Origin of the sequence: Streptomyces sp. Y1 (assembly GCF_041053115.1) — a bacterium.
GTDB lineage: Bacteria > Actinomycetota > Actinomycetes > Streptomycetales > Streptomycetaceae > Kitasatospora > Kitasatospora rubellomurina.
Genome location: NZ_CP163445.1, coordinates 2,427,810 through 2,445,191, shown reverse-complemented (window position 1 = coordinate 2,445,191; position 17,382 = coordinate 2,427,810). Strand labels below are relative to the sequence as shown.

Annotated in this window: 11 protein-coding genes; 8 read left to right on the top strand and 3 right to left on the bottom strand. The window is 72.9% G+C overall.

The features are described 5' to 3' along the window. The first annotated feature begins 260 nt into the window (after nucleotides 1-260). Nucleotides 261-1,763 (top strand): GTPase HflX, encoded by a 1,503-nt coding sequence (gene hflX / locus AB2U05_RS10200; protein WP_045698367.1) that lies wholly within the window; start codon nucleotides 261-263, stop codon nucleotides 1,761-1,763. Between the two features lie 56 nt (nucleotides 1,764-1,819). Here hflX and AB2U05_RS10195 read toward each other — a convergent pair whose 3' ends face one another. Then, nucleotides 1,820-2,932 carry a serine protease gene (locus AB2U05_RS10195; RefSeq protein ID WP_369183072.1) on the bottom strand — a complete coding sequence of 371 codons (1,113 nt, stop codon included), beginning with the start codon at nucleotides 2,930-2,932 and terminating at the stop codon, nucleotides 1,820-1,822. 124 nt (nucleotides 2,933-3,056) lie between these two features. Continuing rightward, complete coding sequence (locus tag AB2U05_RS10190; RefSeq protein ID WP_045698363.1) at nucleotides 3,057-4,253, bottom strand: serine protease; 1,197 nt, start codon at nucleotides 4,251-4,253, stop codon at nucleotides 3,057-3,059. A gap of 399 nt (nucleotides 4,254-4,652) precedes the next feature. Here AB2U05_RS10190 and AB2U05_RS10185 point away from each other — a divergent pair, with 399 nt between their 5' ends. The 5 genes from AB2U05_RS10185 to AB2U05_RS10165 are packed head-to-tail and all read left to right on the top strand — an operon-like array spanning nucleotide 4,653 to nucleotide 12,358. Further along, entirely contained in the window at nucleotides 4,653-6,473 is a 1,821-nt protein-coding gene (locus tag AB2U05_RS10185) for an IucA/IucC family siderophore biosynthesis protein (protein WP_369183071.1), read from the top strand. Beyond that, a complete protein-coding gene (locus AB2U05_RS10180; RefSeq protein ID WP_369185934.1) occupies nucleotides 6,362-7,045 on the top strand; it encodes a GNAT family N-acetyltransferase in 684 nt (227 codons plus the stop codon). Before AB2U05_RS10185 ends, AB2U05_RS10180 begins: the two co-directional genes overlap by 112 nt. Continuing rightward, nucleotides 7,042-8,415: a lysine N(6)-hydroxylase/L-ornithine N(5)-oxygenase family protein gene (locus AB2U05_RS10175; protein ID WP_369183070.1), complete on the top strand. Its 1,374-nt coding sequence runs from the start codon at nucleotides 7,042-7,044 to the stop codon at nucleotides 8,413-8,415. The genes AB2U05_RS10180 and AB2U05_RS10175 overlap by 4 nt, the downstream gene beginning before the upstream one ends. Before the next feature lie 13 nt (nucleotides 8,416-8,428). Next, on the top strand, nucleotides 8,429-10,225 hold the full coding sequence (locus tag AB2U05_RS10170) for an IucA/IucC family siderophore biosynthesis protein (RefSeq protein ID WP_369185933.1): 1,797 nt from the start codon (nucleotides 8,429-8,431) through the stop codon (nucleotides 10,223-10,225). Nucleotides 10,226-10,237: 12 nt separating this feature from the next. After that, nucleotides 10,238-12,358, top strand: a complete 2,121-nt coding sequence (locus tag AB2U05_RS10165) for an ATP-dependent DNA helicase (protein WP_369183069.1) — start codon at nucleotides 10,238-10,240, stop codon at nucleotides 12,356-12,358. Between the two features lie 112 nt (nucleotides 12,359-12,470). On the opposite strand, the gene lexA is transcribed toward AB2U05_RS10165, so the two are convergent. Beyond that, nucleotides 12,471-13,166, bottom strand: coding sequence for a transcriptional repressor LexA (gene lexA / locus AB2U05_RS10160; RefSeq protein WP_208615482.1), 696 nt, complete (start codon nucleotides 13,164-13,166; stop codon nucleotides 12,471-12,473). Between the two features lie 529 nt (nucleotides 13,167-13,695). On the opposite strand from lexA, the gene nrdR reads away from it, so the two are divergent. Both nrdR and AB2U05_RS10150 read left to right on the top strand, forming a co-directional pair. Further along, a complete protein-coding gene (gene nrdR, locus AB2U05_RS10155; RefSeq protein WP_045698354.1) occupies nucleotides 13,696-14,193 on the top strand; it encodes a transcriptional regulator NrdR in 498 nt (165 codons plus the stop codon). Nucleotides 14,194-14,398: 205 nt separating this feature from the next. Continuing rightward, complete coding sequence (locus AB2U05_RS10150; protein WP_369183068.1) at nucleotides 14,399-17,287, top strand: vitamin B12-dependent ribonucleotide reductase; 2,889 nt, start codon at nucleotides 14,399-14,401, stop codon at nucleotides 17,285-17,287. The last annotated feature ends 95 nt before the right edge of the window (nucleotides 17,288-17,382 follow it).

The following is a 17,382-nucleotide window of genomic DNA, read 5'->3' as shown; positions in this document are numbered from 1 at the left end:
GGCGGCGGACGTCCTGGGTGACCGCAGGATGACCCCGGGTGAAAAGGGGGTGACCGGCCCGCCCCGGGCGTGCGACCATCATGGGGAATTCACGGCCGGTCCGCGGCGTTCTCAGGGCACAGGAGCCCCGGTGACACCGCGGCCCCGAGGGGTAGCTCACCTCACCCGGACGGTAGCCGGGGCGACAGCTGGGCAGACTCCTTACGGGCCCGTACCGACGGTCCCCGACAGGCCACCCGTACCAGCAGCCAAAGGACAGAATGACCTCCACGTTCGAAGCCCGCGACCACGCCGACGCCCCGCGCCGCATCGACGGTCGGCGGGCGGAAGCCCTCATGGACGAGGACCTCGCGGCCATCGACGAGGACCTCGGCCACCACTACGACGGCGACCAGTACGACCGCAGCGAGCGTGCCGCCCTGCGCCGGGTCGCCGGCCTCTCCACCGAACTCGAAGACGTCACCGAGGTCGAGTACCGCCAGCTCCGCCTGGAGCGCGTGGTGCTCGTCGGCGTCTGGACCGACGGCACCCTGGAGGAGGCGGAGAACTCGATGGCCGAGCTCGCCGCGCTCGCCGAGACCGCCGGCTCCGAGGTGCTGGACGGCGTCATCCAGCGCCGCGACAAGCCCGACGCCGCGACCTACATCGGCTCCGGCAAGGCGCAGGAGCTGCGCGACATCGTCGCCTCCAGCGGCGCCGACACCGTGGTCTGCGACGGTGAGCTCACCCCCGGCCAGCTGATCCACCTGGAAGACGTGGTCAAGGTCAAGGTCGTCGACCGGACGGCCCTGATCCTGGACATCTTCGCCCAGCACGCCAAGTCCCGGGAGGGCAAGGCGCAGGTCTCGCTGGCGCAGATGCAGTACATGCTGCCGCGTCTGCGCGGCTGGGGTCAGTCGCTGTCCCGGCAGATGGGTGGTGGCGGCTCCGGCTCGTCCGGCGGCGGCATGGCCACCCGTGGTCCCGGTGAGACCAAGATCGAGACCGACCGGCGCCGGATCCGCGAGAAGATGGCGAAGCTCCGCCGGGAGATCGCCGACATGAAGAAGGGCCGCGACACCAAGCGCCAGGAGCGCAAGCGCCACCAGGTGCCGTCCGTGGCCATCGCCGGCTACACCAACGCCGGCAAGTCCTCCCTGCTCAACCGGCTCACCGGCGCGGGCGTGCTGGTGGAGAACGCGCTGTTCGCCACCCTGGACCCGACCGTGCGCCGGGCCCAGACCCCGAGCGGGCGGGTCTACACCCTGGCCGACACGGTCGGGTTCGTCCGGCACCTGCCGCACCACCTGGTCGAGGCCTTCCGCTCGACCATGGAGGAGGTCGCCGACGCGGACCTCATCCTGCACGTCGTCGACGGCTCGCACCCCGAGCCGGAGACGCAGCTGGCCGCCGTCCGCGAGGTCATCGTCTCGGTCGACGCGCAGAACGTGCCGGAGATCGTGGTGATCAACAAGGCGGACGCCGCCGACCCGCACGTGCTGCAGCGGCTGCTGCGCCGCGAGCCGCACGCCATCGTGGTGTCGGCCCGCACCGGCGCGGGCATGGACGAGCTGCTGCAGCTCATCGACGACGAGCTGCCGCGCCCGGCGATCGAGGTGCGGGCCCTGGTGCCCTACACCCAGGGCGCGCTGGTCTCCCGGGTGCACGCGGAGGGCGAGCTGATCGCCACCGAGCACACCGGCGAGGGCACCCTGGTGCACGCCAAGGTGCCGGCCGAGCTGGCCGCCGAGCTGGAGCACTTCGCGGTCGCCCTGCAGGGCTGACGTGCCGACGAGGGGCCCCCGGACCGACCGCGACCGGTCCGGGGGCCTCTCGCGCGTCACTTCACGTTCTTGGCGAAGTAGTCGAAGGCCTGCTTGGCCTGGTCCTGCAGCGAGGGCCCGGCCAGGTACCCGGACGGGTTGCGGTCGCCGATCGAGTTGACGCTGATCAGGTTCGGCTTGCCGTCCCTGGTGATGAACCAGCCGCCGCCACCGGCCCCGCCGGTCATCGTGCAGCCGATCATGTACATCGGCGGGCGGGCCCGGTCGAAGGACAGCCGGGACGGCCGGACGGCCGAGTCGCAGTGGTCCAGCTCCATGCCGTCGAACGGCCGCTCGGCCGGGTAGCCGTACGAGACGGCCGAGGTGATCTGCTCGCGCGGGGCGTTGAACCAGATCGGCACCGAGCCGCCGACCGCCTCCTCCAGCGAGGTGCCGCCCTCGCCGCGCACCCGGACGATCCCGTAGTCGAACTGGTCGCGGGCGCCGACGCCGCTCTCCTGCAGCCAGGTCGGCGAGACCATCGCCCGCACCGCCGTCCACCGGCCGTACGGAGCGGCCTGCTGCTCGGTGTACGGCTTGCCGCGGCCCGCCCGGCCGTCCCGGTTGAAGGCCGGCACGAACACGATGTTCTTCATCCAGCCGCCGCCCCTGCCCTCGTGCAGGCAGTGCGCGGCGGTGTAGACGAGGTTGCTCCGCCCCGGGTTGAGCGGGTCGGAGACCACCGTGCCGGAGCAGACCGCGTCGCCCTTGGGCGTGGTCACGAAGAGCTTGCCGGCCACCGCGGTGGCCGGGGTGTACGGGTGCGGCTGCGGCGTGGCCGGGACGGCGGCGGGCGGCGCGTCCCGCTGGACGTCGCCCTGGGCGGGGGAGGAGAGCGCGTACTCCTGCACCAGTCGGGGCTTGGCGCCCTCCGTCCGGCCGGTCGACCAGTAGCCCTGGGCCACCTCGTTGGCGAAGCCGCTGTCGGCGACGAACCGGGCCCAGTCCTCCAGCTTCCAGCCGCTCAGGTCGCCCACGCTGGTGGGCGCGGCCTTGGGCAGCGCGAGCGGCGGGGCGCTCGCGCCGGGGGCGGCGTCCGGCCCGCAGGCCGTCGCGGTGAGCGCGAGCGCGCCGAGCAGCGCGGCGGCGGCCGTCGCGGCCCGGCGGCGCCGGCCTTCGTGCCTGGGCATGCTGAGTCCTCCCCCGTGGTGCTTCGGTGCTCGGTGCGGCTGACGGACGGCTGCGGGGCGGCTGTCGACCGCCCGCGCGTCCTCACTGCCTGCGGGTCACTGTCTATGGGTCACTGCTTGTGGGTCACTGCTTGCGGGAGATCCAGTCCAGGGCGTTCCTGGCGACGGTCTCCAGGTACGGGCCGCTGAGCGAGGTGTGCCCCTGGGTGCCGATCGAGGTGTTGCTGACCAGGGCGGTCTTCCCGTCCGGCATGGTCGCGAACCAGCCGCCGCCGCTGGCGCCCTGGGTCATGTCGCAGCCGATGGTGAGCATCGTCGGGCGCTTGGCGTCGAAGGACAGCCGGGTGGGCCTGCCCCCGACGCACTTGTAGAGCTCCTGGCCGTCGAAGGGCTTGACCAGTGGGTAGCCGGCGGCCCAGACGTCGAGCTTGTCGCGCGGCGCGTCGAACCACACCGGGACGGCCGAACCGACCGTCTCCTCCAGGGACTTGCCCGTGTCGTTCTGGTTGTGCACGCGCATCACCGCGAAGTCGTACTGGTTGGCCGCGTCGCCGCTGCCACCGCCCTCGACCATCCACTGCGGCGAGGTGGTGACCTGGTCGGCCCACCAGGTGCCCAGCGGCGCCAGCTCGGACAGCGGGGCCCGCTTGCCGCCGCTGGAGGCACCCGAGTTGTTGTAGGCGGGCACGAAGACCAGGTCCTTGTAGAAGGTGCCGCCCTTGCCCTCGTGCACGCAGTGGCCGGCCGTCCAGACCAGGTTGCTCCTCCCCGGGTGCTGCGGGTCGGTGATCACCGTCGCCGAGCAGTTGCCGCGGCCGCCCTTGGCGCTGAAGAACACCTTGCCGGACGGCTGTTGGAGGTACGGCCGGGGCACCGGCACCGCCTTGACCACCGGCGGCTCCGGGTCGGTCGCGCCGTCGTCCGCGGCGGAGCCGGCGGCGGTGGGCGTGGGCGTGGCCGGGGCGGGCTTCGCGGACGGCGGGGCCGGGTCGGCGGGCTTGGAGTCGCCCATCGTGTCCGGGTCCCAGAAGTCCTTCACCACCGGGTTGTTGAAGACGTGCTTGGAGGCCCAGGAGTCCCAGTCCTCGAACCTCCACTTCTTCAGGTCGTCCCAGGTCTTCGGCAGGCCCTCCAGCAGGCTGGTCGGCAGGCCGGAGGGCAGGGTGATCCGGCCACCGGAGGAGGGCGAGTCGCTCGCGGGCGGCGGGCCCGCCACGGTGGAGCCGCCGTCGCCGGCCGGGCCGTCCGGCCCGCAGGCGCTCACCGCGAGCAGGGCCCCCGCGACCGCGACGGCGGCCAGGGACCGGTGGATCGTAGGCATCTGTGCACTTCCCCCTGTGTGCTCGGTCGGTCGGTTCGGGCGGGCGGTTTCGGTCGGTCGGTTTGGGCGGGCGGCGGTCGGTCCGGCTCCGGGGCGGCGGCTCGCCGCCCTGGAGTCTTCCACCGCCGTACAGGACGGCGGCGGCCGCCCCCCGGGTTGCGCGGGCGGGCGCAGGTCACCGATCCGTGACGCGGACCGGGCGGGTCCGTTGACGCAGCAGGCTCCGCCGGGCCGGTGCGGGAGTATCACGGATCTTCACCAGGACGAGTGACCCGCCCTTGTGATCACCCGTCAGGGATAGGTAACCCTTACCTGACGCGAAGGCCGCGAGCACCCGCCGAACCGCTCCACGCCCCGCCGCCCGCGCGTCCGCACCCCCACGCGCACCAAGGAGCAGCCTTGAGCACCGCACTCACCGGAGCCCCGCCCGTCCCGCCGCCGGCCGCGGCCGGGCATCCCGGGCCCGACCCGCTGCTGCACCCGGACCCGGCCGTCGCCGCCGAACAGGCCGCCGTGGAAGCCCTGTTGCGGTGCTGGACCCGCGAGACCGGCGCCCGGCCCGGACCGGACGGCCGGCTGCGGATCGCCGTCCTCGGCGGCGCCGCCCGGCTCTCCGCCGCCGTCCGCTACTGGTCGCCCGGCGGCTGGCACCGCTTCGGCCCGGCCGTCCTCGCGGTCGGCGACGCCGCCTCGGGCGGGGCCGTCGACGGTTTCGGGGCCCCCGTCGACGCCGTCACCGCCGCCGCCCTGCTCGCCGCCGCGGCCGCCGAACGGCCCGACCCCGGCCAGGTCGCCGACCTCGCCGCCCGGGTCGCCGACTCGGTCGTGCGCACCGCCGAGATCCTCGCCCACCACCGCACCGCCACCCCGGCCGGCGGCCCCGAACGCTCGCACTTCCTCGCCGCCGAACAGGCCCTGCTGCTCGGCCACCCGCTGCACCCCACCCCGAAGAGCCGCGACGGCCTCGGCCCGGCCCAGAGCGCCGCCTACTCGCCCGAACTGCACGGCGCCTTCCAACTCCACTGGTACGCCGTCGACCGCGCCCTGCTCGCCGCCGGCTCCGCCCTCGCCGAGACCGCCGACCGGCTCACCGCCGACCTGCTCGACGGCGCCCTCACCCTGCCGCCCGGCACCGCCGCCCTGCCGCTGCACCCCTGGCAGGCCCGCGAACTCGCCCACCGTCCGGCCGTCGCCGCCCTGCTCGCGGACGGGCTGCTGCGCGACCTCGGGCCGGCCGGCGAACCCTGGCACCCCACCTCCTCGGTGCGCACCGTCTACCGGCCCGGCACCCCGTGGATGCTCAAGCTCTCGCTCGGCCTGCGGATCACCAACTCCCGCCGGGAGAACCTGCGCAAGGAACTGCACCGCGGCCTGGAGATGCACCGGCTGCTGGAGAGCGGGCTGGCCGCCGAGTGGCGGGCCGCCCACCCCGGCTTCGACATCGTCCGCGACCCGGCCTGGATCGGCGTCGACCACCCCGCCCTCGGCGACCCGGGCGGCCTGGACACCGTGCTGCGCGCCCAGCCCTTCGCCCCCGCCGACCGCGTGCTGTGCGTCGCCGGGCTGGTCGCCGAACAGCCGCGCGGAGCCGGCGACACCATGCCCTCCCGGCTCGGCGACACCGTCCGGGCGCTGGCCGCCCGCACCGGCCGACCGCTGCGCACCGTCGCCGCCGAATGGTTCCTGCGCTACCTGGACGCCGTCGTGCTGCCCGTCCTCTGGCTGGACGGCCGGGGCGGCATCGCCCTGGAGGCCCACCAGCAGAACAGCCTCGTCCTGCTCGACCGGGACGGCTGGCCGAGCGGCGGCCGCTACCGCGACAACCAGGGCTACTACTACCGGCAGAGCGCCGCCGACCGGCTCACCGCCCGACTGCCCGGGCTCGGCGCCGACAGCGACACCTTCCTGCCCGACCAGGTGATCGACCACCACTTCGCCTACTACCTCGGCATCAACCACGTGCTCGGCCTGATCGGCGCCCTCGGCAGCCAGGGCCTCGCCGACGAGGACGTCCTGCTCGCCGGGCTGCGCCGCTTCCTGGCCGGCCCGCGCGCCGCCGCCACCGGCTCGGCGCTGCCCGCGCTGCTGCTGGACGCGCCCACCCTGCCCTGCAAGGCCAACCTGCTCACCCGGATCAACGGCCTGGACGAACTGGTCGGCCCGGTCGCCACCCAGTCCGTGTACGTGGACATCCCCAACCCGGTGGCGGGCGCCCGATGACGGACGACGTACCGGCGTGGGGCGCCGTCCCCACCCCGGCCGGCGAGTTCCGGCTCAGCCCCGTCCGGCTGCCGGCCGACCTCCCGCTGCTCGCCGGGTGGATGAACGACCCCGAGGTCGACGAGTTCTGGGCGCTCGCCGGGCCGCCCGCCGTCACCGAGCGGCACGTCCGGGCCCAACTCGACGGCGACGGCCGCAGCCTGCCCTGCCTCGGCCTGCTCGACGGCGAGCCGATGAGCTACTGGGAGGTCTACCGCGCCGACCTCGACCCGCTCGCCGCGCACTACCCCGCCCGGCCGCACGACACCGGCCTGCACCTGCTGCTCGGCCCCGCCGCCGCCCGCGGCCGGGGCCTCGGCGCCGTCCTGCTGACCGCCCTCGCCGACCTGGTCCTGCGCCGCCGCCCGGCCTGCGAACGGGTGGTGGCCGAACCGGACGTGCGCAACCGGCGCTCCGTCCGGGCCTTCGAACGGGCCGGATTCCACGTCGCCGCCGAACTCGACCTGCCCGACAAGCGCGCGGCCCTGATGGTCCGCGCCCGAGCTCTGCCCTTCGCTGAGGACGACCTGTGAACACACCCCCCTACGACCTGCTCGGCGTCGGCATCGGCCCGTTCAACCTCTCGCTCGCCGCGCTCGCCGAGCCCGTACCCGGGCTGCGCACGCTCTTCTGCGAACAGCGCCCGGAGTTCCGCTGGCACCACGGCATGCTCGTCGACGGGGCCCGGATGCAGGTGCCCTTCCTCGCCGACCTGGTCTCCCTGGTCGACCCGACCAACCGGTGGTCCTTCCTCAACTACCTGCGCGAGCAGGACCGGCTGTTCCCGTTCTACTTCGCCGAGCGCTTCCAGCTGCCCCGCCGCGAGTACGACCACTACTGCCGCTGGGCCGCCGAACGGCTGGCCAACTGCCGGTTCGGCACCGAGGTCACCGCGCTGCGCCAGGACGGCGCCCTGTTCCTGGCCGAGCTGACCGACACCGCGACCGGCCGGCAGTCCACCGTCCGGGCCCGCAACCTCGCCCTCGGCGTCGGCACCCGGCCCGTGCTGCCCGAGGCCATCGCCCGGCTCGACGGCCACCCGGGCGCCTTCCACTCCGCCGACTACCTGGACCGCCGGGCCGAGCTGGCCGGCGCCCGGGACATCACCGTGGTCGGCAGCGGGCAGTCCGGCGCCGAGGTCTTCCTCGACCTGCTCCGCCGCCACGACGGCGACGGCGTGCGCCTGCGCTGGCTCACCAGGACCAGGGCGCTCGCCCCCATGGAGTACTCCAAGCTCGGCCTCGAACACTTCACCCCCGACTACACCCGCTACTTCCACAGCCTGCCCGGGCCCGTCCGGGACACCCTGGTCGCCGCCCAGTGGCAACTGCACAAGGCCGCCAGCGCCGAGACCCTCGCCGACATCCACGACCACCTCTACGAGCGGACCATCGGCCGCCCGATCGACGCCGCCCCGGTCGAGATCACCCCCGGCACCGCCGTCACCGACGCCCGCCCAGGCCCCTGCGGCGGCCTCGAACTGCACTGCCGGCACACCGACTCCGGCGCCGCGCACGTGCTGCGCACCGACGCCGTGGTGCTCGCCACCGGCTACCGGGCCGCCCGCCCGGCCGCGCTCGAACCGCTCGCCGACCTGATCGACTGGGACGACGCCGGGCGCTACCGGGTCGACCTCGACCACCGGGTCGCCACCCGGCCCGAACTCACCGGCGGCCTGTACGTCCAGAACGCCGAACTGCACACCCACGGCGTCGGCACCCCCGACCTCGGGCTCGGCGCCCACCGGGCCGCCGTCATCCTCAACGCCGTCACCGGGCGCACCGTCCACCGGCTGCCCGACCGCACCGCCTGGACCGGCTTCGCACCGCCCCCCGCGGCCCGTCCGCACGCCTCCGTCCCACGACCCCAGGAGCTGACCCGTGCCGCAACAGCCGGCCGCTGAACCGCCGCTCTACCTGCCCCCGCACCTCACCGCCGGGCACTGGCGGCGGGCCGGCCGCGCCCTGCTGGCCAAGATGCTCGGCGAGTTCGCCTACGAGGAACTGCTCACCCCCGACCCCGGCCCGACCGAGGGCGAGTACCGGCTGAAGCTGCCCGGGGCCCGGTACGCGTTCACCGCCCGGCGCGGCGCCTACGGCAGCTGGCAGGTCGACCCGGAGTCCGTCCGCTGCGACCGCCCGGACGGCCTCGACCCGCTGCGCTTCCTCCCGTACGCCCGCACCACCCTCGGCATGGGCGGCGAGACCGCCGGCCACCTGGTCCGCGAACTCGCCGCCACCCTGACCGCCGACGCCCGCCAGCTCGCCACCGCCCTCACCGCCGCCGAACTCGCCGACCTCGACCACCCCGGCATCGAGGGCCGGCAGGACGGCCACCCCTGGATCGTCCCCAACAAGGGCCGGATCGGCTTCTCCGGCAGCGACGCCGCCCGCTGGGCCCCGGAGGCCCGCAGCCCGAGCCCGCTGCCCTGGCTCGCCGTGCACCGCCGGCTCGCCCGGTACCGCGGCGTGCCCGGCCTGGAGCGGCCCGAGCAGCTGTACGCCCGCGAGCTCGACGACGTCGACGCGCTGCGCGCCGCGCTCGGCCCGGACGCCGCCGACTACCTGCTGCTGCCCGTCCACCCCTGGCAGTGGGAACAGACGGTCCTGCCGCTGTTCGCGCCCTGGATCGCCTCCGGCGAGATCGTCCCGCTGCCCACCGACGGCGACCTGCGGCTACCGCAGCAGTCCATCCGCTCCTTCTTCAACACCGACCGCCCCGAGCGCTGCACCGTCAAGCTGCCGCTCTCGATCCTCAACACCCTGGTCTGGCGCGGCCTGCCCACCGAGCGCACGCTCGCCGCGCCCGCCGTCACCGCCTGGCTGCACGGGCTGCGCGACGGCGACCCGTTCCTGCGCGACGAGTGCCGGGTGATCCTGCTCGGCGAGATCGCCTCCGTCACCGTCGACCACCCGGTCTACCGGGAGCTGCCCGAGGCGCCCTACCAGTACAAGGAGCTGCTCGGCGCGATCTGGCGCGAACCGCTCGGCCCCCGCCTGGACACCGGTGAACGCGCCCGAACCCTGGCCGCCCTGCTGCAGACCGGCTCGGACGGGCGGGCGCTCACCGCCGAACTGATCGCCCGCTCCGGCCTCACCGCCGCCGAGTGGACCGGCCGGCTGTTCGCCGCCGTCCTCCCGCCGCTGCTGCACTTCCTCTACCGCTACGGCCTGGTCTTCTCCCCGCACGGCGAGAACGCCATCGTGGTCTTCGACCCGTCCGACGTGCCGGTGCGCCTCGCGGTCAAGGACTTCGTCGACGACGTCAACCTCAGCGACCAGGACCTGCCCGAGCTGCGCGCCCTGCCCGCCGAGGTCGCCGGGGTGCTGCTGCGCGACGACCCGCAGGGGCTCTGCCAGTTCATCCACTCCGGGCTGTTCATCGGCGTCTTCCGCTACCTCGCCCCGCTGCTGGAGGCGCACACCGGGCTGCCGGAGCCGGACTTCTGGGCGCTGCTGAGCGCCGAGATCCGCCGCTACCAGGCCCGCTTCCCCGAGCTGCGCGAGCGCTTCGAGCTGTTCGACCTGTTCCGGCCGCGGATCGACCGGCTCTGCCTCAACCGCAACCGGCTGCTGCTCGACGGCTACCAGGACCGGCCGCACCGCCCGCACGCCGCCCGGCACGGGACGGTGCCGAACGCGCTGGTGGGCGTGGACGTGCGCCGCCCCGCACTTCCGCCGCAACCGGACCGGATTGTCGCCCCCGCGCCGTAGGGTGGGAGAGTCATGACGAACGACTCCGAAACCCAGCTCCCGGCCGATGGCGACGCCACGGCCGAGGAGGCCGCGGCCGTCCCGCGCACGCGCATCCCCGAACTGCTGCACGCCGCGGTCGAGGCCGTCGGCGGGGTGGAGCGCCCCGGCCAGGTCAGGATGGCCGAGGCCGTCGCCGACGCCGTCGACCACGGCGAGCACCTGCTCGTCCAGGCCGGCACCGGCACCGGGAAGTCCCTCGCCTACCTGGTGCCGGCGCTCGCCCACGGAGACCGCGTGGTGGTCGCCACCGCCACCCTGGCGCTGCAACGCCAGCTGGTCGAACGGGACTTGCCGCGCACCGTGGACGCCCTGCACCCGGTGCTGCGCCGCCGCCCGCTGTTCGCGATGCTCAAGGGCCGCTCCAACTACCTGTGCCTGCACCGGGCCAACGAGGGCACCCCGAGCGACGAGGGCGAGGGCCTGTTCGACCCGGTGGACGCGCTCGGCGGGCCCACCGGCAAGCTCGGGCAGGAGGTGCTGCGGCTGCGCGACTGGGCCGACGAGACCGAGACCGGCGACCGGGACGACATGAGCCCCGGCGTCTCGGACAAGGCCTGGGCGCAGCTGTCGGTCAACTCCAAGGAGTGCCTGGGCGCCACCCGCTGCGCGTACGGGCAGGAGTGCTTCGCGGAGAAGGCCCGGGAGCGGGCCAAGCTGGCGGACGTCGTGGTCACCAACCACGCGATGCTGGCGATCGACGCGATCGAGGGCGCGCCGGTGCTCCCCGAGCACGGGCTGCTGATCGTCGACGAGGCGCACGAGCTGGTCAACCGGGTCACCGGCGCGGCCACCGCCGAGCTGACCGTGGGCGCCGTCAACCGGGCCGTGAAGCGGGCCGCGCGGCTGGCCAACGAGAAGGCCGTCGACGCGCTGCAGGCCGCCGCCGAGAACTACCACGGCCTGATGGAGACCGCCCAGCCCGGCCGGGTCGAGGAACTGCCCGAGTACCTGGCGTACGCCGTCACCGCGATCCGGGACGCCTCCCGGCAGGTGATCACCTCGCTCGGCGAGACCCGGGACAAGGGGCTCAGCGACGAGGACGCGGTGCGCAAGCAGGCGATGGCCTCCGCCGAGACGCTGCACGAGACCGCCGAGCGGCTGCTGGAGGACTCCGAGTACGACGTGGTCTGGATCGAGCGCAGCGACCGCTACGGGCTGGGCACCGCCTCGCTGCGGGTCGCCCCGCTGAGCGTGTCCGGGCTGCTGCGCGAGGGCCTGTACAAGGAGCGCTCGGTCGTCCTGACCTCGGCCACCCTCAAGCTCGGCGGGGACTTCAACGGCGTGGCCGGCTCGCTCGGCCTGCCGAAGGAGACCAGGCTGCCGGACGAGCGCACGCCGGGGGACAACCCCGAGCCCGGCCTCTCGTCCGGGCCCGACGAGGAGGCCGTCCCGTACTGGCGGGGGCTCGACGTCGGCTCGCCGTTCAAGTACCCCAAGCAGGGCATCCTGTACGTCGCCAAGCACCTCGCCGACCCCGGGCGCGATCCCGAACGGCCGGACATGCTCGACGAGTTGGCCGAGCTGATCGGCGCGGCCGGCGGGCGCACGCTGGGCCTGTTCTCCTCGATGCGCGGCGCCCAGGCGGCCGCCGAGGCGATGCGGGAGCGGCTGGACCACCGGATCCTGCTCCAGGGGGAGGACACCCTGGGCGAGCTGATCCGGGAGTTCGCCTCGGACGCGACCACCTGCCTGTTCGGCACGCTCTCGCTCTGGCAGGGCGTGGACGTGCCGGGTTCGGCCTGCCAGCTGGTCGTGATGGACCGCATCCCCTTCCCGCGGCCGGACGACCCGCTGATGAGCGCCCGGCAGAAGGACGTCGAACAGCACGGCGGGAACGGCTTCATGGCCGTCGCGGCGACGCACGCGGCGCTGCTGATGGCGCAGGGCGCGGGCCGGCTGGTGCGCGCGGCGGACGACCGGGGCGTGGTGGCGGTGCTGGATCCGCGGGTGGAGACCAAGCGGTACGGGAGCTTCTTCCGGTCCTCGATGCCGGAGTTCTGGTACACCACGGACCGCAACCAGGTGCGCCGCTCGCTGGCGGCGATCGACGCCTCGGCGGCGCCGGTGCGGCCGGTGGCGAAGCGGGGCTGACCGCCCGCCTTCCCGGGCCCGCCTTCCCGGACACGCCTTCCCGGACACGCCGGAGGGGCTCCCCGCTGACGCGGTGGAGCCCCTTCCCGGTTCCTCGGTGTCCGGGAGCGTGTCAGAGGCGGCGCAGGACGGCGACGACCTTGCCCAGGATGGTCGCGTTGTCGCCGTTGATCGGCTCGTACGCCGGGTTGTGCGGCATCAGCCAGATCCGGCCGTCCTCGCGCTTGAGGCGCTTCACGGTGGCCTCGCCGTCGATCATCGCGGCCACGATGTCGCCGTTCTCGGCGACCGGCTGGCGGCGCACGGTGACCCAGTCGCCGTCGCAGATGGCCGCCTCGATCATCGAGTCGCCGCGCACGGTGAGCGCGAACAGCTCGCCCTCGCCGACCAGTTGGCGCGGCAGCGGGAAGACGTCCTCGACCGTCTGCTCGGCGAGGATCGGCCCGCCGGCGGCGATCCGGCCGACCAGCGGCACGTAGGAGGTGGAGGGCCGGCCGGCCGTCTCGGCGGTGTTCGGGCGGGCCACCTCGACGCCGCGGACCTCGTAGGCGCGCGGGCGGTGCGGGTCCCGGCGCAGGAAGCCCTTGCGCTCCAGGGCCATCAGCTGGTGGGCGACCGAGGAGGTGCTGGACAGGCCCACGGCCTGGCCGATCTCGCGCATGGACGGCGGGTAGCCCCGGCGCTGGACGGAATCCCGGATGACCTCGATCACCCGGCGCTGGCGCTCGGTGAGGCCGGCCTCGTCGGTGCGGATCCCGGGGGGACGGCCGGGCAGCGCGCGGGCCGGGGAGGGATGGGTCTCGTCCATCGCGGCGGAGTGCTCGATCGGCTGGTCGGGGACGCGGCCGGCGCCGGAGAGGGCCGCGCCGGTCAGGCGGTGGTCTTCACTACGGTCCATGCTGATGTCGACACCCTGCTGATTCGTGGTGCGCTGCCCCACCTTGAACTGGGAGTGTTCCTGCACCGGGATGGTGTTGCTTTCGATCGTGTTCACGGCGGCCCCTCTCGACGGCTGTCCTCTCCTTTTTCCAGCCCAACGCACCTCCTATCGAAAGGTTGCGCCAAACACACGTTCGAGTGAATTATTCGGGAGTTGGCTGACTCGATCAAGGCTTTGTTGTACATCGATTAAATGTTCGACTCGAACGCGACTCCGGAAGTCTAATCGGCGCCGACACGCCAGGGGTGTCGCTTCCCCCGCAGACCTAGATGTAGTGGCTACTCTCCTCTCCGTGCCCAGTACTAGTGGTCACGGCGCATGATCAGCTTGCCGATGCCCCGGGCACATCGCATAGACTCGACCGGTCCGCACGTCCTGCCAGGGAGGGATCTCTCAGGTGCACTGCCCCTTCTGCCGGCACTCCGACAGCCGCGTTGTCGACAGCCGGACCACCGAGGACGGCAGCTCGATCCGACGCCGCCGGCAGTGCCCGGACTGCGGCCGACGCTTCACCACCGTGGAGACCGCCGCGCTGATGGTCATCAAGCGCAGCGGGGTCACCGAGCCGTTCTCCCGGCAGAAGGTCATCACCGGCGTCCGCAAGGCCTGCCAGGGCCGCCCGGTCACCGAGGACGCCCTCGCGCAGCTCGGCCAGCGGGTCGAGGAGTGCGTGCGCGCCAGCGGCAACGCCGAACTGACCACCCACGACGTCGGGCTGGCCATACTCGGCCCGCTCAAGGACCTGGACGTGGTCGCCTACCTGCGCTTCGCCAGCGTCTACCAGGCGTACGACGGGCTGGAGGACTTCGAGGCCGCCATCGCGGAGCTCCGCGCCGAGCGGCCCCTCGTCGAGGCGGACGAGACCTGCGTGTCCGTTCCCGCCGCCGCGCCCTAGGAGGCGTGCACCGGGCCCCTCGCGGGCCCTTCCGCACCACCATCGGCCCCGCGGGGCCCCCGTGCGTCCGAAAACGGGGCGCGAAACACTACAAACCGTGCGTAGCGGGCGAGGTCTCCGCCTGCCCGCACACCGGAAGAACGAACCAGCGGTGCCCGGATTTTTCGGGGCACTTCGGGCGTTTGCCCAGGAGGAGGAGCGAGAAGTGACAGACACCACGAGCGGTTCCGCACGCGGGTCGAAGTCCGAGAAGGCCGCGGCGAAGGGCGCCAAGGCGGCCCCGAAGGGCGGTCTCCGGATGGAGCGCATCCACACCACTCCTGGCGTGCACCCGTACGACGCGGTCAGCTGGGAGCGGCGCGACGTCGTCATGACCAACTGGCGTGACGGGTCGATCAACTTCGAGCAGCGCGGCGTCGAGTTCCCCGACTTCTGGTCGGTCAACGCCGTCAACATCGTGACGTCCAAGTACTTCCGCGGCGCGGTCGGCACCCCGCAGCGCGAGTGGAGCCTCAAGCAGATCATCGACCGCGTGGTGCTCACCTACCGCGCCGCCGGCGAGAAGCACGGCTACTTCGCGTCCAAGGACGACGCCGAGATCTTCGAGCACGAGCTGACGCACGCCCTCCTCCACCAGGTGTTCAGCTTCAACTCGCCGGTCTGGTTCAACGTCGGCACCAAGCAGCCCCAGCAGGTCAGCGCCTGCTTCATCCTGTCCGTCGACGACTCCATGGAGTCGATCCTCGACTGGTACAAGGAAGAGGGCATGATCTTCAAGGGCGGCTCCGGCGCCGGCCTCAACCTCTCCCGCATCCGCTCCTCCAAGGAGCTGCTGTCCTCCGGCGGCAACGCCTCCGGCCCGGTCTCCTTCATGCGCGGCGCCGACGCCTCCGCCGGCACCATCAAGTCCGGCGGCGCCACCCGCCGGGCCGCCAAGATGGTCGTGCTCGACGTCGACCACCCGGACGTCGAGGCCTTCATCGAGACCAAGGTGAAGGAGGAGGAGAAGATCCGCGCCCTGCGCGACGCGGGCTTCGACATGGACCTCGGCGGCGACGACATCACGTCCGTCCAGTACCAGAACGCCAACAACTCCGTCCGCGTCAGCGACGAATTCATGACCGCCGTCGAGAACGGCACCGAATTCGGCCTGCGCGCCCGGATGACCGGCGAGGTCATCGAGACCGTCGACGCGAAGAAGCTCTTCCGCAAGATGGCCGAGGCCGCCTGGGCCTGCGCCGACCCCGGCATCCAGTACGACTCCACGATCAACCACTGGCACACCTGCCCGGAGTCGGGCCGGATCAACGCCTCCAACCCCTGCTCCGAGTACATGCACCTGGACAACTCCAGCTGCAACCTCGCCTCGCTCAACCTGATGAAGTTCCTGCGCGAGGACGACTCGTTCGACGCCGAGCGCTTCGCCAAGGTCGTCGAGCTGGTCATCACCGCGATGGACATCTCCATCTGCTTCGCCGACTTCCCGACCGAGAAGATCGGCGAGACCACCCGCGCCTTCCGCCAGCTCGGCATCGGCTACGCCAACCTCGGCGCCCTGCTGATGGCCACCGGCCACGCCTACGACAGCGAGGGCGGCCGCGCCCTGGCCGGCGCCATCACCTCGCTGATGACCGGCACCGCCTACCGCCGCGGCGCCGAGCTCGCCGGCGTCGTCGGCCCGTACGACGGCTACGCCCGCAACGCGGCCGCGCACCGGCAGGTCATGAAGCAGCACGCGGACGCCTCGCTGGACGCCGTCTCCTTCGACGACCTGGACGCCCCGGTCTGGCTAGCGGCGAACAAGACCTGGCAGGACGTCGTGCGCCTCGGCGCGGAGAACGGCTTCCGCAACGCCCAGGCCTCGGTCCTCGCCCCGACCGGCACCATCGGCCTGATGATGGACTGCGACACCACCGGCGTCGAGCCCGACCTCGCCCTGGTCAAGTTCAAGAAGCTCGTCGGCGGCGGCTCGATGCAGATCGTCAACGGCACCGTCCCGCGCGCCCTCAAGCGGCTCGGCTACCAGGACGAGCAGATCGAGGCGGTCGTCGCCCACATCGCCGAGCACGGCAACGTGGTGGACGCGCCCGGGCTCAAGGCCGAGCACTACGAGGTGTTCGACTGCGCGATGGGCGAGCGGGTCATCTCGGCCATGGGTCACGTGCGGATGATGGCGGCGATCCAGCCGTGGATCTCCGGCGCCATCTCCAAGACGGTCAACATGCCCGAGAGCGCCACGGTGGAGGAGATCGAGGAGATCTACTTCCAGGCCTGGAAGCTCGGCGTGAAGGCATTGGCCATCTACCGCGACAACTGCAAGGTCGGCCAGCCGCTGTCGGCCAAGAAGAAGGACTCCGAGGCCAAGGCCGAGGAGACCGCGGCCGCCCCGGTGGCCACGGTCGAGAAGGTCGTCGAGTACCGCCCGGTCCGCAAGCGCCTGCCCAAGGGCCGTCCCGGCATCACCACGTCCTTCACGGTCGGCGGCGCCGAGGGCTACATGACGGCCAACTCCTACCCGGACGACGGCCTCGGCGAGGTCTTCCTGAAGATGTCCAAGCAGGGTTCGACCCTCGCGGGCATGATGGACGCCTTCTCCATCGCCGTCTCGGTCGGCCTGCAGTACGGCGTGCCGCTGGAGACCTACGTCTCGAAGTTCACCAACATGCGCTTCGAGCCGGCCGGTCTGACCGACGACCCGGACGTGCGGATGGCGCAGTCGATCGTCGACTACATCTTCCGCCGCCTGGCGCTGGACTTCCTGCCGTTCGAGACCCGCTCCGCGCTCGGCATCCACTCCGTCGAGGAGCGCACGCGCCACCTGGAGACCGGCTCGTACGAGCCGCTGGAGGCCGAGGAGCTGGACACCGAGTCGCTGGCCCAGTCGGCCCCGGTGGCGGCCAAGCCCGTCGCCCCGGCCGCCGTCGAGGCGCCCAAGGCGGCCCCGAAGCAGGCCCACAACTCCACGGAGCTGATGGAGATCCAGCTCGGCCTCAACGCCGACGCGCCGCTCTGCTTCTCCTGCGGCACCAAGATGCGCCGCGCCGGCTCCTGCTACCTCTGCGAGGGCTGCGGCTCCACCAGCGGCTGCAGCTGATCGCACGCCGACCCCGGTGTTCACCCGCTGAGGTGAACCCCTGAAGCGGGGCGAGGACTTCACGGTCCTCGCCCCGCTTTTCCGCGTTCCCGGAG

Bases quoted from the DNA above. Each gene is read 5' to 3' on its own strand.
- AB2U05_RS10190 (WP_045698363.1), bottom strand. From the start codon at position 4,253: ATGCCTACGATCCACCGGTCCCTGGCCGCCGTCGCGGTCGCGGGGGCC.
- lexA (WP_208615482.1), bottom strand. From the start codon at position 13,166: ATGGACGAGACCCATCCCTCCCCGGCCCGCGCGCTGCCCGGCCGTCCC.
- AB2U05_RS10165 (WP_369183069.1), top strand. From the start codon at position 10,238: ATGACGAACGACTCCGAAACCCAGCTCCCGGCCGATGGCGACGCCACG.
- AB2U05_RS10195 (WP_369183072.1), bottom strand. From the start codon at position 2,932: ATGCCCAGGCACGAAGGCCGGCGCCGCCGGGCCGCGACGGCCGCCGCC.
- hflX (WP_045698367.1), top strand. From the start codon at position 261: ATGACCTCCACGTTCGAAGCCCGCGACCACGCCGACGCCCCGCGCCGC.